This is a genomic window from uncultured Paraglaciecola sp., from assembly GCF_943787955.1.
In the GTDB taxonomy this organism is placed as follows: Bacteria; Pseudomonadota; Gammaproteobacteria; order Enterobacterales; family Alteromonadaceae; genus Paraglaciecola.
The window spans coordinates 563,869-579,249 of record NZ_CALSOK010000002.1 but is presented as its reverse complement, the minus strand read 5'-3'; the positions used below and the strand labels follow the sequence as shown (position 1 = coordinate 579,249).

Genomic DNA, 15,381 nt, shown 5'->3' with positions numbered 1-15,381 from the left:
CCTTTTAAAACAAGAATGTAAAATAAATAACACGAATTGAAGCTGCTTTAATGTGAAATGTTACCGGTTAGCTGTCTGTGCTAGCCGACAGTGCGAACGGGTATAAATTAAATAGCTAATAAAAACAGCGAGATGTGATGTCTCTAAAAAGTAACATACGCGATTATTTATCTTTGAACTGCCCAGGATTGAAGTTGTACAGGACGATCACAGCATACTTGAAAAGGGAGAACTCCGGAAAGCTGCAGCAATCAGTGCTTTTGCAGTCATCGTTATTGGTTCTTTACAAAAAAGACTTACTTGGTCGCACTTTACTTTATCCATTAAGGATATTTTTACACAAACCACTTCTATCTTCTTTACTACTGCATCTGCCAATATTTTTGTTGGGTTTGTGCCATTAACTGGCATGGCACCCACATTGGGTGGAATTGTCGAGGATGCAGATGTATCTCTATGGCTATAAATGGTTATGATTGCAGGTGTATATGTGTTGTTGGGGATGTTTCTTGATCCATTAGGTATTATGATGCTTATCCTACCTTTCTTAATACTGAAGTGGCATAGTTAATTTGGCCACCTAACTAGAGATGTTATGCTATTTGCATAGCAAGATTAGGTGCCAAAGATGAGCAAAAGAACAAGACGGACTTTTAGTCCTGAATTTAGATTGGAAACAGCACAACTGGTTGTTGATCAAAGTTACACTCACGACGAAGCCGCTAAGGCAATGGGGGTTGGTTTTTCAACGATAGGAAAGTGGGTAAAACAACTTCAACAAGAACGTAAAGGCGTGAGAGTTGAGCAAACCCCAATGACGCCTGACCAGCTAGAAATAAAGGATTTAAAGAAGAAGCTTGCGCGAGCTGAGCTTGAGAAGGAAATATTAAAAAAGGCTACCGCTCTGTTGATGTCGGACTCCATGAACAACTCTCTCTAGTAGAGAAACTGAGTCAGAGTGATGAACGCCGTTATTCGATAAAAGTGCTATGTGAGGTATTTGGAGTCCACCGCAGCACCTACAAATATTGGCTTGGGCGAGATAGACGCTTATCACCAGAGGTCGCTAAATTGTACGGCCAGGTGAAAGAAGTGCATCGGCAAAGCAACGGCTCAGCGGGCGCAAGAACGATAGCGATTATGGCAACCGACAATGGTTTCCCTTTATCTCGTTATCGTGCCAGTAATATCATGAAGAAGTTGAATTTAGTCAGTTGCCAACTACCGCAACATGCCTACAAGAAGGCGACTAAAGAGCATGTGGCTATCCCGAACATATTGGATAGGCAATTTGCCGTCATTGAGCCTAATCAATTGTGGTGCGGCGATGTGACGTATATTTGGACAGGCAACCGATGGGCTTACTTAGCGGTCGTCATGGATTTATTTGCAAGAAAACCCGTTGGTTGGGCGATGAGTCATTCGCCTGATAGTAATTTAACCTGTCAGGCGTTGACCATGGCATTTGAAAGTCGTGGAAGACCTAAAGAGGTGATGTACCATAGCGATCAAGGAAGTCACTACACAAGTCGCCAATTTAGGCAGCTAGTATGGCGATATCGATTAACGCAAAGTATGAGCCGACGAGGAAACTGCTGGGATAATAGTCCAATGGAACGCTTTTTTAGAAGCTTAAAAACAGAATGGATACCAACAACTGGCTATTGTAGTTTTAGTGAAGCTAAGCACGGTATCAATGATTATATTATTGGCTATTACAGTGAGTTTAGGCCGCATTCATATAATGGTGGATTGACACCAAATGAATCGGAATATCGGTATCGAAAATACTACAAACCCGTGGCCAAAATGACTTGACCACTTCATACCCATGTTAGATGGTTACGGATTTGATCTGGTTTGGGGTGGTAGTTATAAAATTGCTTGAGATAAGCTTGATTATCCCGCCGGTAGGATTAAATGTGTTTGTTAACGCCAGTATCAATAAACCTTCGGTTGCGTAATATGACGGTTTTATGGGTGTGGCAAGATTTTTAATAATGAATGTTGTAATACTGATTGCGATTATCTTTTTCCAATACTGTCATTGTTATTGCCTAACATTATGATGTAAGTGTCCGAATAGATTAAAGTGTGAAACTGGATGTTAATGTTTGAAACTTACATCAGCATTATGAACCGGCTTTCAAGGGGCTGTTGTTTTATGATTTGTTTGGTTTTTTCACTCATTATTAACAACACCATTACACTCTTAACTGAAAGGAGTCGCCTTAAGGAATGCTCGAGTTTGTGTTCATTATTTTCGCTTTGAGCGAGTAAGACTTAGGTCTCACTTTCAAATAGTATAAGTCTATTGATTGACTCTTGTGCCACCATGGACACATTGAATGCGGCAAGTTGTCAACAACAATAATGGGTAACAAAAGCCACAGCATACGTAGTTAAAACCAAAAATTTGATATCATTTTAATAGATGTATGGGGATCAGAAACTACCAATTATTATCGATTTCATTTGGAGCTGCCCCTTTTTATTCTTATAAATACGAATTTAGGCCGCGATGGGGTAAACGAGAAATTAACCCACCTAAACACACTTACACAATTTTTTACCCTGTCTGTGGAGAATATTATGAAGTATGCAGTAATTGGTACTGGCGCTATTGGTGGTTATTACGGTGGTATGTTGGCCCAGCATGGTACGGATGTGCATTTTTTGCTTCACAGTGATTATCAACACGTCAATGAACAGGGATTACGGATAGATTCTATCAACGGTAACTTCAACGTTAATGTTGACGCATATGCCAAGCCTGAAGATATACCACTGTGCGATGTTGCCATTGTGGCTTTAAAAACAACGAATAATCATTTGCTTGAAGTGTTGCTGCCTCAGGTCGTAAAACAGACTGGGATTGTCGTGATCATGCAAAACGGCCTTGGAGTGGAGCAGGTCGCCGCAGACATTTTACCCCGAGCGAGCATTATTGGTGGTTTGTGTTTTATTGGTAGCACGAAAATTGGCCCCGGTCATATTAACCATAGTGATTTTGGGATGGTTAATCTGGGGCATTATAAGAAGGACGAATCTGCGGCCGGCATCACTCCAGAGCTTGGGCTGGTTACTGAGGATTTCCTTGCTTGTGGTATTGATGTAAAACCCATTGAAAATTTGTGTTTTTTACGCTGGCAAAAATTGGTTTGGAATGTACCTTTTAACGGACTGTCCGTTGTGCTCAACAGTGGTACGGCTGAACTTCTACGTCAGCATGACACCCGTGAATTAATTAAAGCTATCATGCTAGAAGTGATTGCCGCTGCAAATACTTGTGGGCAGCCCCTTAGTGCCTCACTGGCTGAGTCAATGCTCGTAAATACCGAGACAAATATGCAGGATTACTCGCCCAGTATGAAAGTAGACTATGCACACAATCGACCCTTAGAAATTCATGCTATATACCAATCGATGATCGACCGAGCTGCGCTATCGGGTGCAAACATGAAACTTGCTAAAATGCTTGCTCAGCAGCTACGGTTTTTGAGCCGTGATGAAGAATAATAAAAGTGTGATGAGTTAATAAAAAGCAGCAGGTCAAAATTATAGGATAATGGATAGGCAGTGCAACGGCCCAAAGCGCCAAATGGGTAAAAAGCCTTGGCTCTGTGCTTGGGTTCATTTCAGATAGTTAGCCTACCAGCATGGTCTGAGTTTTAAACATTCGTTCGTTCACATATTCGTTCACACATCCATTCGTTCATACATCCATTCGTTCGCATAGTAAGGTTTAATATTCGCGGTTGCTGAAAATAAAGGCTGTCGCTTAGAATAAAGGCATACCCAGACCTAATCACCCCACGAATAGCAATAACCAATTTTTTGTAGGTATCCAACGCTTGACCGACACCCCCTTTAACAGCATCACAGTTATTCCCCCAATTTTTTCTTTAAAATGCCGCACAAAGAATTTTCATTCTTCTTCTGATAAAACCACTTAATAAGCTCGACCAGCTACTGAAGTGGCTATTGAAATTTTATCACCGATCTCTTTGTTGAAAGTGATGATGTCTTTTAGATCAGTGTTCAACATCAATCATATTCAATCCGGTGCGTTGCGCAATTTCTTTTTTTGCCAAAAAGTAAGTCTATCGGATCATATGCTCTTAATATATTCAGTCCTATGGTAAGGGCTTCGGAAAACTTACGGTTTACTTCGTCTTTTTTATCTCTTGGTAAACCAGTCAGTGTATTCATAATAAACGACTCAATTGTTTATCACCTTAGGCGTATTGACTTGTTGTAATTGCCGATATGTTATTTAAAAATAATAACCTGATTATTTTATCTATGGCTGTTCCTAAAACCCTATACAGAGCAAAAACTGGGTTTGCTCAGGCGGCAATAAACTTAGTCACTAGACTTAACTGTTGAGCTTAAGTACGTCATGAATACTTTGCTGGCTTTAGATAGGTAATGATTTTTTTTCCATGCCAAGCTCAGTTTAAATTCAATCTTCGGATCAAAGGGAGTGGATGTCATTTGCTTTTCGTTTTCTAAAATACGCGATAGACAGGTGGTAATGCCTACCTCATTTCTAACTAATGACTTTTGTAATTCGATAAGATTCGTTTCCATTCGAATATCTAATGATAAGTGATATTTTTTTGCATATTGACTAACAACTTCTCGTAAAAAATACCCTTCATGAAATAACACTAGAGGCTGCTGGCAAAATTGTGCGAGTGATATGGTTTGTTCAGTGGCTAGGTGATGTGAGCTAACCATGCCAGCAACGACTTCTTCATTTATCAGTTCAGTGTATCGCAGTTGTGGATTTTCTAAATCACCACGTACTAAAGCTAAATCCAATTCACTATTCAGTAACATTTTCTCAAGGGCTGCAGTGCCTTGATCAACTAAGTGGATTTTTATTTTTGGATATTTTTGCTGAAATTTGGTCAATATTTTGGGAAAGTAATAAGAGCCCATCATAGAGGACACACCAAAGCGAATCGTGCCTCTCTCTAGCTCTTTTAGTTCTTCTAGCTCTAATTCAACTTGTTTGGCTTGGCTTAATAGTTGAGTAGCCAGTTTGTATAACACTCCACCTTCAGCGGTTAGTAGTGAGTTTTTGTCAGCACGATTAATTAATTTTAACCCCACTTCTTGCTCTAGCTTTTGAATAGCAACGGTTAAAGCCGGTTGTGCAATGCCTACTGCCTGGGCAGCCCGAGTAAAGTTACCTAAAACAGCCAATTGACAGAAATATTCAAGACGTTTCAAATTCATGCAAAACACTTAATAATAAAAAGTTATGAAAAATATAAAAACTATATATTATATTTATTCTTGTTTTAAGCATAGAGTAATCCTATCAGTTAGGTTATTACCTAAAAAAATATAAAAACGGAGCCAATTAATGAGCCAAACATTAACCCCTTTCAACTGGCAAGATCCGATGTTTCTTGATGGCCAACTCACTGAAGAAGAGCGCATGATCCGTGATACCGCTCATGATTATTGCCAACAAAAATTACTTCCTCGTGTACTCGAAGCCAATAGACATGAACACTTCGATCGCGAAATAATGAATGAACTTGGGCAATTAGGACTGTTGGGCGCTACCTTACCTTCACAATACGGAGGCAGTGATGTTAATTATGTCAGTTATGGGTTGGTTGCGCGTGAGGTAGAGCGTGTTGATAGTGGTTATCGCAGCGCCATGAGTGTGCAATCGTCACTGGTGATGCACCCAATATATACTTACGGCACTGAAGCACAACGTATGAAGTATTTGCCTAAACTGGCTTCTGGTGAATGGGTGGGGTGTTTTGGTTTGACTGAGCCTAATTCAGGTAGTGATCCAGCATCCATGACCACCCATGCCAAAAAAGTCGACGGTGGTTATACATTAACCGGCAATAAGATGTGGATCACTAATTCACCCATCGCTGATGTGTTTGTTGTGTGGGGCAAACTCGAAGGTAAAATTCGTGGTTTTGTGCTTGAAAAAGGTATGCTGGGTTTATCTGCACCGAAAATTGAAGGTAAATTTTCTTTACGTGCTTCGATAACGGGAGAAATTGTTATGGATAATGTTTTTGTGCCAGATGCCAATATATTCCCGGAAGTTAAAGGGTTAGCTGGGCCTTTTGGCTGTTTAAATAAAGCCCGTTATGGTATTGCTTGGGGCTCTATAGGCGCGGCAGAATTTTGTTTTAATGCTGCTAGAACTTATACTTTAGATCGTGAACAATTTGGTCGTCCTTTGGCTGCCAATCAGTTAATTCAAAAGAAATTGGCTGATATGGCAACTGAAATAACGCTTGGTTTACAGGGCTGCTTACAAATGGGACGTTTGATGGATGCAAATCAATGCCCAGTTGAATTAATTTCTCTCATGAAGCGAAATAACTGTGGAAAGTCTCTGGATATTGCCCGTGTTTCACGTGATATGCATGGTGGCAACGGTATCAGTGATGAATATGGCGTGATACGCCATGTCATGAATTTAGAAGCCGTGAATACCTATGAAGGTACTCATGATGTTCATGCCCTCATTTTAGGCCGCGCCATCACTGATATTCAGGCTTTCTATTAACCACTAGCATATCAGCGCACATTAATCTTGTTGATTGAAGCCGTCTAAGTGCGGCTTTGCTTTTGTAACTATGCGTCACAAACCTTACCATTAATCTTAGTGTCATCTCTGGTCGCTGAGCAGTGTTAGTCAACTGAAAATGTTTTCAGTTGTTTATTATTTGCGTCAGGTAAACATCAAAGCGATTGGCTTTACCTAACATTTCAATCTGTGGTTTTTTACTTGCCAAAAATGGTGCGCCAGTTGGACGTTTAACCACCACCCGACTTTTCGCCAATGCCAAAGCCGGTGCCAGTAATAGGTCGGCATCTTCGTCTGGGCCAAGTAACTGTTGAAATAATCGCATCTCTTTTTTGACGGCTGCATTTCTTTTTCGATGAGGAAACATAGGATCAAGGTACACCACATCTGGACGTGCCACAGGTGGATTTGTATCTTGCCAACTTTGCAACAGATTCAGTGCTGCTCCATGAAACAAGCACATGTGGTTTGGTACCCAAGCACCTAGTTCCTCATCAGACGAAGCTCGGTCTAGGCCATCTTGAAGTAACGCAGCAACAACGGGAGAGCGTTCGATCATATCAACCACACAACCTAAACTAGCTAACACAAAAGCATCTCGTCCCAAACCTGCTGTGGCATCAAGTACGTGCAAGCTGTTTTTACCTTTTAAGCCAATCGCTTTGGCAATGGCTTCTTTTTTACCGCCGCCATGTAAACGTCTGAACGTCAGCGCATCTGAAGTGAAATCGACTACAATGGCGCCAACTTTGGGTTCGTCTAATTGGCGTAATTCTAAGTGATACGCTTGCTGTAGCAACGCTAAACCTGAGCCGGTGCTTTCACAATAAACGAGTCCCCATTTTGCAGCGGTTTGTTGGGCGAGTATGATTAATTCAGGCGTTGCGTTTGGGGGCACAGTGACTGGGGTGTTATGCAAGAAAGGACTATCCAAAACAGGCTTATGCATGACCAAAATGCTCTTTATTACTTAACCATCGATTCACTATGGCTTGGGCGTTTGATGGGTATTGCAGCCAAAGGTGGTTAGCAATATTCTGTATTTGGGGGATAAGCTCCGCATCACGGATCAAGTCAGCTATTTTTAAATCGGCTAAACCCTTTTGTTTGGTGCCTAGCAACTCACCCGGGCCACGAATTTCCAGATCTTGTTGGGCAATATAAAAGCCATCGTTAGACTCTCTGAGCACGGCTAAACGCTTGTTAGCCGTTTTAGATAGGGGATTTTGATACATCAAGACACAATGGCTTTCTACTGAGCCGCGTCCTACGCGCCCGCGTAATTGGTGCAATTGTGCTAGCCCTAAACGTTCTGGATTTTCGATAATCATCAGGCTAGCATTAGGCACATCGACACCCACTTCAATCACAGTGGTTGCTACTAATAAGTCCAGCTCACCGGCTTTAAAGTCTGCCATTATTTGTTGTTTTTCATTGGATTTAAGTCTGCCATGCACTAAGCCAACCTTAAGTTCTGGTAGTGCTGTTCGCAATAAAATCGCGGTATCCTCGGCAGCTTGGCTTTGCAAAAATTCAGATTCGTCAATTAAAGTACAGACCCAGTAGGTTTGCCTACCTTGCTCAACGCTGACATTACGCACTCTTGTAATGACTTCATCGCGGCGAGTATCTGGTAAAACAACCGTTTTGACAGGTGTTCTGCCAGGCGGTAACTCATCAATGACTGAGGTGTCTAAATCAGCGTAGGCGGTCATAGCCAAGGTACGAGGAATCGGGGTGGCGGTCATAATTAATTGATGGGGAAATGCTCCTTGAGATTCACCCTTTTCACGCAGCGCTAAACGTTGGTGCACTCCAAAGCGGTGCTGTTCATCCACTATTACCAAGGCTAAAGAAGAGAACGTGACCGCTTCTTGAAAAATAGCATGAGTGCCTACCAACATTTTCACTTCATTATTGGCTAATTGAGCTAACACCTTTTCTCTGACTTTTCCTTTTAATTTCCCTGCTAACCAACCTACTTCGATGCCTAATGGTTCAAACCACTGTCGAAAATTATTAAAATGTTGCTCGGCTAATAGCTCAGTGGGTGCCATCAGTCCCACCTGATAACCTGCGCCAATGGCAGACAATGCCGCCATGGCGGCTACTAGAGTTTTACCCGATCCTACATCGCCTTGTACCAAGCGCATCATAGGGCAATGTTGTTGCATATCGTTTTGTATATCCGCTACTACACGCTGTTGTGCGCCTGTAGGTTTAAAGGGTAAGTTTTTTAAAAACTGGTTAAGCAAGTCAGTACTAGGTTTGATTGGATACGTCGCTTGCTGCTTACTTTGCTGGCGGACTTTCAATACACTTAGGTGGTGGGCTAGTAGCTCTTCCATAATCAAACGTTGTTGAGCGGGGTGTTTACCTTCTTCAAATAATGACAGTGTTACGTCGGAGGGGGGTCTGTGGACAAGATGTAACGCATCAACTAACGAAATTTGTTGTTGATATAAGCCTTCTGGTAAGAGTTCCGCTAACCCGCCTTTGTTCAATAACTTAAGTGCTTGCTCAGTTAAATTTCGTAGTGTGATTTGTTTGATGCCTTCAGTGGCAGGATAAACCGGCGTGAGTGATTCTTGCATGGCCTGGGGATTATCGAGATTAATCGATTTATATTCTGGGTGTATGATCTCAAGACCATATTTACCCGCTTTGACTTCACCAAAACAGCGAATGGTGGTGCCTATTTCAAGATTGTTTTTTTGCGCGGCTGAAAAATGGAAAAAACGTAAAGTGACAGTCCCCGTTCCATCGCTGAGCCGCAAAACTAACATTCGTTTGCGACCAAACTGGATATCACACGACATGACCTCACCTTGAATACTGGTATGTAAGTGAGGTTGTAAATCTGATATTGGATAAATGCGAGTGCGGTCTTCGTATCTATGAGGTAAGTGAAACAGCAAGTCTTGCACAGAAACAATGGCCAGCTTCGCTAGCTTTTCTGCAGCTTTGGCGCCCACACCTTTTAATTCAGTGACTGATGTTTGGGCTAGACCTTTCATAACCAAGACCCCAGATGTGTTAAGTCATACTTATAGAAAGGTGTAGTCACAATAGCTAACAAATATAGGTCCGGGTCATAACAAGTTCATAGGGTTGAGTATACTCGAAGATTTAACAACATTACGCAAGGTTTAGCGAGTCGAATGGCATCGACCCGATAACAAATAGCCCTAGGATAATTTTTAAATGCTAATATCCGCTAACTGTATTTTTTTCCACCATATTTTATCTGCGTCAATATGGCCGTTTGTGTCGATATGCGGATAAGGTAACCCTTTTCGGTCACATACTTCTCGTAATTTAGGGAAACCACCTTCAAACAGCATCTTTTGGCAGGCTTTTTCTGTTAATTGCTGGACATTATACATACCCGCCAATTGCCTTTGTCGCTGGGCTTCATACAAGATAAGTGCTGCCGCCACTGACACATTCAGTGATTGCACCATGCCTACCATAGGAATAATGATATCTTGGTCAGCGGCTGCTATGGCTTCTTGTGTTGCGCCATATTTTTCTTGGCCCAGAATGATGGCAGTAGGCAAGGTGTAGTCGATGTCACGAAAATCTACTGCATTTTCAGATAAGTTTGTTACCAGCACCTGCATTTTTTGTGTTTTTAAATGGCTTACCGCGTCCTCAATACATAAATGTTCTTTGGTATACACCCAGTTTTCGCTGCCCATAGCCGTACTTTTGCGGATGTCTGGTTTTTTATCCCACACGGCATGCACTTCATACACACCTACAGCATCACAGCTGCGCACAATGGCAGAGACATTGTGCGGTTTGTGGAGCTGTTCTAAACACAACGTTAAACTAGGTTGACGCAAACTGAGAAAATCCCTGATCCGAGCATAACGCTCAGGGGACATAAAGGCTTCTGCTGACATTATAAATCCTGTATAAATGTTAGGTAAATATTTACTCAGGCAGCTCCATCACACCGTCTATTTCAATTTGTACGCCCTTAGGTAAAGCGCTGACTTGCACAGCAGCTCTAGCAGGATAAGGCTGTTTGAAATACTGACTCATGATTTCATTTACGGTAGCAAAATTAGATAAATCGGTGAGGAATATATTCACTTTTGCAAGATGATCGGTTGTGCCGCCAGCAGCATTGCATACAGCTTGCACATTTTTGAATACTTGATGGGCTTGTTCGGTAAAATCTTCAGATATGACTAACATAGTTTCTGGTACTAAGGGAATTTGCCCAGAAAGATAGACTGTGGTGCCGCTCTTAATCGCTTGGCTATAAGTGCCGATAGCTTGTGGGGCCTTGTCGGTATAAATAACGGACTTAGACATATATAGTGACCTTTTCTATTGGTAGATGGGTGATTGAATTAAGGGTTGCCCTAATTCTGCTTGGCTTGACTATGCCTGGATACTCGCTGTACTTCTGGCATGATACGGATTTTACGCATAACGTTGGCTAATTGCAGACGATTTTTAATGGTTAGCTCAATATCAATATAATAAACGTTACTTTCTTTCTCTTCGGTTTGTAATCCAACAATATTTGAACCACAACTCGCAACAGTGCTGGTTAATGTTGCTAAGGTACCTTGATGATTAATTAGCTCAATGCGCAGCGCAGCGTGAAAATTACCGTGCACATCATTTCCCCATTGCATGACTAAAACTCGATGAGGCTCTTCTCGACTGAGTTTGCGAATGTTACTGCAACCAGTTTGATGAATAGTCATGCCTTTTCCTGGACTTAATACGGCAACAATTTCATCGTCAGGGATAGGATGACAGCAGCGCGAGTAGGAAACCAATAAACCTTCGGTGCCACGGATCGCAATCTTACTTTGTTTATCAGATAAATCTGTATTTTCACCTAATAATCGTCTTGCTACAATTGCGCTAAGTTCATTTCCTAGGCCAATGTTTGCCAGTAGTTCAGCAAAACTACTATGTTTGGTTTCGAGCACAACGCGATCAATATCTGCTTGCAAGAGTGTATCTAGTTTCACTTTGCCTAAAGCATGCCTGAGTAAGCGATTACCCATGACTTCCGCTTCTTCAAATCGTTGATTTTTCAAATAATGTCGTATACGTGAACGTGCTTTGGCGCTGACGACAAAATTTAACCAATTAGCATTGGGTTTGGCTCTGGGAGAGGTGATGATTTCAACTGTTTGGCCATTTTCCAATGGTTTACTCAGTGAAAATGTACGCCTTTCTACTTTTACCCCCACACAAGAGTTGCCCACATCAGTATGTACCGCATAGGCAAAATCGACTGCTGTTGCGCCAAGAGGTAACTCAATGATCCTACCATCTGGTGTAAAAACATAAATTTCGTCTGGAAATAGATCTGTTTTCACATTCTCTATGAATTCAAAAGAAGAACTGGCGCTATGTTGTAACTCAATCAGAGACTGCATCCATTTCCGGGCACGGACTTGTGCAGCGGTATCACTGCTGTCTTTGGAGTCTTTATAGACCCAGTGAGCGGCCACACCCTTATCAGCCATATGATCCATGTCGTTGGTACGGATCTGAATTTCTACCGGAATACCGTGCGGACCAATTAAGGATGTGTGCAATGATTGATAGCCATTAGTTCTAGGGATAGCGATATAATCTTTAAAACGACTCTCGATAGGTTTGTATAAGCCATGCATAGCACCTAATGCCCGATAACAGTGATCTATCGAGTCTACTACCACCCGAAAAGCATAAATATCCATGACTTCGTTGAACATCAATTCTTTATTTTTCATCTTACGATAAATCGAGTACAGATGTTTTTCGCGCCCGGTGACAGTGGCATTTATTTTAACGGCAGCCAAACGTGTTTCAACTTCTTTGCGGGTATTTTCGATGACTTCTTTGCGGTTACCACGGGCTTGTTTCACAGCGCTGCCTAATGCGCGATGACGCATTGGGTACATCGCTTGAAAACCTAAGTCTTCTAGCTCATTTTTAACCTGGTGAATACCTAAGCGGTGGGCTATCGGCGCATATATTTCTAATGTTTCGCGGGCAATACGACGACGTTTATCTGGGCGTAATGAACCCAAGGTGCGCATGTTATGAGTGCGATCGGCCAGTTTGATGAGAATGACACGAATATCTTGGACCATGGCCATCATCATTTTACGAAAATTTTCTGCTTGGGCTTCTTGAGTGCTACTGAAGTGAATTTTTTCTAGCTTACTAACCCCTTCAACCAGATCGCCTACTGTTTCACCAAACTGTTCACTCAAATCTTCTTTGTTGTGATGAGTATCTTCTATCACGTCATGTAGTAAAGCCGCCATTAAGGTTTCATGGTCAAGGCGCATGTCAGCTAAGATGCCAGCTACAGCAACAGGATGGGTAATGTAGGGGTCACCACTTGAACGCATTTGTCCACTGTGTGCATCTCTGGCAACAATAAATGCACGCTGAGTGTCAGCCACCTTATTAGGCGGTAGATATGCTTCTAGCTTTTGTTTTAAACCTTCAAAAAGATACACACTAAACGCTTATAAAATAAATAATAAACTAAGAATACGGGGAATTTAGCGGGAAGCCAACGGCTAAACATCAGATTGATGAAAAGCCGCTTAAATTGAGCGTTTTATTGCTCTTGCAGAATGTTTGCTACAGAAGCAAATTCAGCCTGATCATGTGCTTGTTGATCGCGAATACCTTCAGCTTCTAACGTATCAGCATTCACTAAACCTAGTTCTATTTCCCGTAATGCAATTACTGTAGGCTTATCTGTGCCACGTTCTACTAAGGGTTCTTTACCTTCAATAGCAATTTGGCGTGCACGACGAGCAGCAACTAAAACCAAATCAAATCGGTTGCCAATTTTATCTACAGCATCTTCAACTGTTACGCGGGCCATGATGATCTCCGTCGGGTGTAATATGAAAAAATAGGTCGCGTAGTATACTGGTTAATACAGCAGTTTAAAAGCAATAATATCCATCAATACTTATATGAATAGCAATTACGATCCTAATAAATTATTAAATAATTGCTGATGGCGAATAATTTGTTTTTCTTTGCGTAAACGGCGAGTGGTCACTATCGCGTCTAGCTCAGACAATGCCGCAGTAAAATTATCATTCACAACCACAAAATCAAACTCATGATAATGGGAAATTTCAGTAACAGCTTTGATCATGCGTTGCTCAATAACCTCAGGTGAGTCTTGTCCCCGCTGTGTTAAACGTCTTTTTAGTTCATCTTTTGAAGGTGGTGCAACAAAAATGGTCGCGGTATCGGGTATTTGTGCTTTGACCTGCCTTGCTCCTTGCCAATCAATATCCAGGAAAACATCTATGCCTTGTCGCAAAGTGTTTTCTATGACGACCTTAGAAGTACCATAATAATGGCCAAACACTTCCGCATGTTCGAAAAAAGCACCTTGCTCAATCAATGATTCGAATTCTGTGTGGTCAACAAAATGATAATGCACACCGTCAATTTCTCTGGGGCGTGGTGCCCTTGTGGTATGAGAAACAGATACTTGCATAGCATTATTATGGTCATCTGTAGATAGGTGTCTTTCTAATAGGGCTTTAATTAAGCTAGATTTTCCGGCTCCAGATGGCGCCGCCAAAATAAATAAATTTCCAAGAGTTTGAGGCATTTTTTTATCTTTTAATAATTAATTATTATGTTGCGATCGATTTGCAATGTTAGCATATTCTAATTGTATGCAATATGGCGCAGTGTATTGGTAATAAAACAATCATTAAATTCCACAGCCAGATTATCAAATAGGTGAAGCAACATGAAAGATAGCCAATATCATCAAATGAGTGATGACTTGTTAATTAACATTGAAGAAATGCTCGACGAGTGTGAAGTCGATATCGATTATGAGTCAGCCAGCAGTATATTAACCATGATTTTTCTGAACGGTACCAAAATCATCATCAATAAACAGCCACCTTTACAGCAATTATGGGTAGCGACTAAGTTTAATGGCCATCATTTTAACTTTCAAGATGAGCAATGGATAGATGAACGCACAGGTGTAGAGTTTTGGTCGTTTTTAGATAACGCGGTTTCCAAGCAAGCTGAACAAGCCATTACTCTCAAAAAATAGCCCTAAAAAAATAAGCCCATATAACCCAGCGAGATAATGTCAATGAGCGAACAAACTTTACCTTATGTTGAAGTCAATCCTAAAAGTAAAGCAAGAGCCACAGTCATCTGGCTCCATGGCTTAGGCGACTCTGGTAATGGTTTTGCCCCCATTGTACCTGATCTAAAATTACCTGATGAACTAGGTATTAGGTTTGTTTTCCCCCATGCTCCTACACGTCCTGTCACCATCAATAATGGTATGTTGATGCGTGCTTGGTATGATATTACCAGCTTAGATTTTAATAACAGGGCAGATAGCCAAGGTGTAAAAGAATCATCGGAACTGGTCGCCAATCTAATTGAAAAAGAAATTTCTCAAGGTATACCAGCAAATAAAATTGTCTTAGCGGGTTTTTCTCAAGGTGGAGTGATTGCCTTGCATCTGGGCACTCGTTACGAAAAAACCTTGGCCGGTGTGATGTCTATGTCTAGCTATATGAGTGAGTCAGAAAAACTCATTGACGAGGGGCACTCAGCAAATAAAAATACGCCGATTTTTGTTGCCCATGGTACCCATGACGATGTTGTGCCTATCTTTATGGGCAATACTGCGTTTAAAGTGTTAAAAAGTAACGGTTATCAAGCTACTTGGCATGAATATGCGATGCAACATAACGTGTGTATGCAACAGTTAAATGATATTTCAGCTTGGTTACAAGAAAAATTATGTGAGTAGATGT

The 15,381-nt window shown here is 41.4% G+C and carries 16 protein-coding genes; 7 read left to right on the top strand and 9 right to left on the bottom strand.

Features of this window, described 5'->3' with window-relative positions:
• Positions 1-169: 169 nt before the first annotated feature.
• The 4 genes from Q0Y52_RS19385 to Q0Y52_RS03225 all read left to right on the top strand — a co-directional run bounded on the left by Q0Y52_RS19385 (position 170) and on the right by Q0Y52_RS03225 (position 3,519).
• Positions 170-466 (top strand): TRAP transporter large permease subunit, encoded by a 297-nt coding sequence (locus Q0Y52_RS19385; RefSeq protein ID WP_366939231.1) that lies wholly within the window; start codon positions 170-172, stop codon positions 464-466.
• A 162-nt stretch (positions 467-628) separates the two neighbouring features.
• Positions 629-1,818 (top strand): IS3 family transposase gene (locus tag Q0Y52_RS03230; protein ID WP_297817896.1). Its coding sequence is split into 2 segments (ribosomal slippage): positions 629-887 and positions 887-1,818, totalling 1,191 coding nucleotides; the frame shifts between segments, so codons are not numbered across the junction.
• A 20-nt stretch (positions 1,819-1,838) separates the two neighbouring features.
• Positions 1,839-1,964, top strand: coding sequence for a TRAP transporter large permease subunit (locus Q0Y52_RS19380; protein ID WP_366939221.1), 126 nt, complete (start codon positions 1,839-1,841; stop codon positions 1,962-1,964).
• Positions 1,965-2,592: 628 nt separating this feature from the next.
• Positions 2,593-3,519, top strand: coding sequence for a putative 2-dehydropantoate 2-reductase (locus Q0Y52_RS03225; protein ID WP_297817894.1), 927 nt, complete (start codon positions 2,593-2,595; stop codon positions 3,517-3,519).
• A 528-nt stretch (positions 3,520-4,047) separates the two neighbouring features.
• On the opposite strand, the gene Q0Y52_RS03220 is transcribed toward Q0Y52_RS03225, so the two are convergent.
• Positions 4,048-4,212 (bottom strand): hypothetical protein, encoded by a 165-nt coding sequence (locus Q0Y52_RS03220; RefSeq protein ID WP_297817891.1) that lies wholly within the window; start codon positions 4,210-4,212, stop codon positions 4,048-4,050.
• A gap of 153 nt (positions 4,213-4,365) precedes the next feature.
• On the bottom strand, positions 4,366-5,247 hold the full coding sequence (locus Q0Y52_RS03215; RefSeq protein WP_297817889.1) for a LysR family transcriptional regulator: 882 nt from the start codon (positions 5,245-5,247) through the stop codon (positions 4,366-4,368).
• 130 nt (positions 5,248-5,377) lie between these two features.
• Here Q0Y52_RS03215 and Q0Y52_RS03210 point away from each other — a divergent pair, with 130 nt between their 5' ends.
• Positions 5,378-6,559 (top strand): acyl-CoA dehydrogenase, encoded by a 1,182-nt coding sequence (locus Q0Y52_RS03210; protein WP_297817887.1) that lies wholly within the window; start codon positions 5,378-5,380, stop codon positions 6,557-6,559.
• A 145-nt stretch (positions 6,560-6,704) separates the two neighbouring features.
• Here Q0Y52_RS03210 and Q0Y52_RS03205 read toward each other — a convergent pair whose 3' ends face one another.
• The 7 genes from Q0Y52_RS03205 to gmk form a co-directional block, all read right to left on the bottom strand.
• On the bottom strand, positions 6,705-7,529 hold the full coding sequence (locus Q0Y52_RS03205) for a class I SAM-dependent methyltransferase (RefSeq protein ID WP_297817884.1): 825 nt from the start codon (positions 7,527-7,529) through the stop codon (positions 6,705-6,707).
• On the bottom strand, positions 7,522-9,597 hold the full coding sequence (gene recG / locus Q0Y52_RS03200) for an ATP-dependent DNA helicase RecG (protein ID WP_297817881.1): 2,076 nt from the start codon (positions 9,595-9,597) through the stop codon (positions 7,522-7,524). The genes Q0Y52_RS03205 and recG overlap by 8 nt, the downstream gene beginning before the upstream one ends.
• A gap of 183 nt (positions 9,598-9,780) precedes the next feature.
• Positions 9,781-10,470, bottom strand: a complete 690-nt coding sequence (gene trmH, locus Q0Y52_RS03195; RefSeq protein WP_297818132.1) for a tRNA (guanosine(18)-2'-O)-methyltransferase TrmH — start codon at positions 10,468-10,470, stop codon at positions 9,781-9,783.
• A 49-nt stretch (positions 10,471-10,519) separates the two neighbouring features.
• Complete coding sequence (locus Q0Y52_RS03190) at positions 10,520-10,906, bottom strand: RidA family protein (protein WP_297817878.1); 387 nt, start codon at positions 10,904-10,906, stop codon at positions 10,520-10,522.
• A gap of 50 nt (positions 10,907-10,956) precedes the next feature.
• A complete protein-coding gene (spoT, locus tag Q0Y52_RS03185) occupies positions 10,957-13,071 on the bottom strand; it encodes a bifunctional GTP diphosphokinase/guanosine-3',5'-bis pyrophosphate 3'-pyrophosphohydrolase (RefSeq protein WP_297817875.1) in 2,115 nt (704 codons plus the stop codon).
• 104 nt (positions 13,072-13,175) lie between these two features.
• Positions 13,176-13,448, bottom strand: coding sequence for a DNA-directed RNA polymerase subunit omega (rpoZ, locus tag Q0Y52_RS03180; RefSeq protein WP_297817872.1), 273 nt, complete (start codon positions 13,446-13,448; stop codon positions 13,176-13,178).
• A gap of 105 nt (positions 13,449-13,553) precedes the next feature.
• Positions 13,554-14,198: a guanylate kinase gene (gene gmk / locus Q0Y52_RS03175; protein ID WP_297817869.1), complete on the bottom strand. Its 645-nt coding sequence runs from the start codon at positions 14,196-14,198 to the stop codon at positions 13,554-13,556.
• Positions 14,199-14,342: 144 nt separating this feature from the next.
• On the opposite strand from gmk, the gene cyaY reads away from it, so the two are divergent.
• A complete protein-coding gene (gene cyaY, locus Q0Y52_RS03170; protein ID WP_297817866.1) occupies positions 14,343-14,660 on the top strand; it encodes an iron donor protein CyaY in 318 nt (105 codons plus the stop codon).
• Positions 14,661-14,702: 42 nt separating this feature from the next.
• Positions 14,703-15,377: an alpha/beta hydrolase-fold protein gene (locus tag Q0Y52_RS03165; RefSeq protein ID WP_297817863.1), complete on the top strand. Its 675-nt coding sequence runs from the start codon at positions 14,703-14,705 to the stop codon at positions 15,375-15,377.
• Positions 15,378-15,381: the final 4 nt, after the last annotated feature.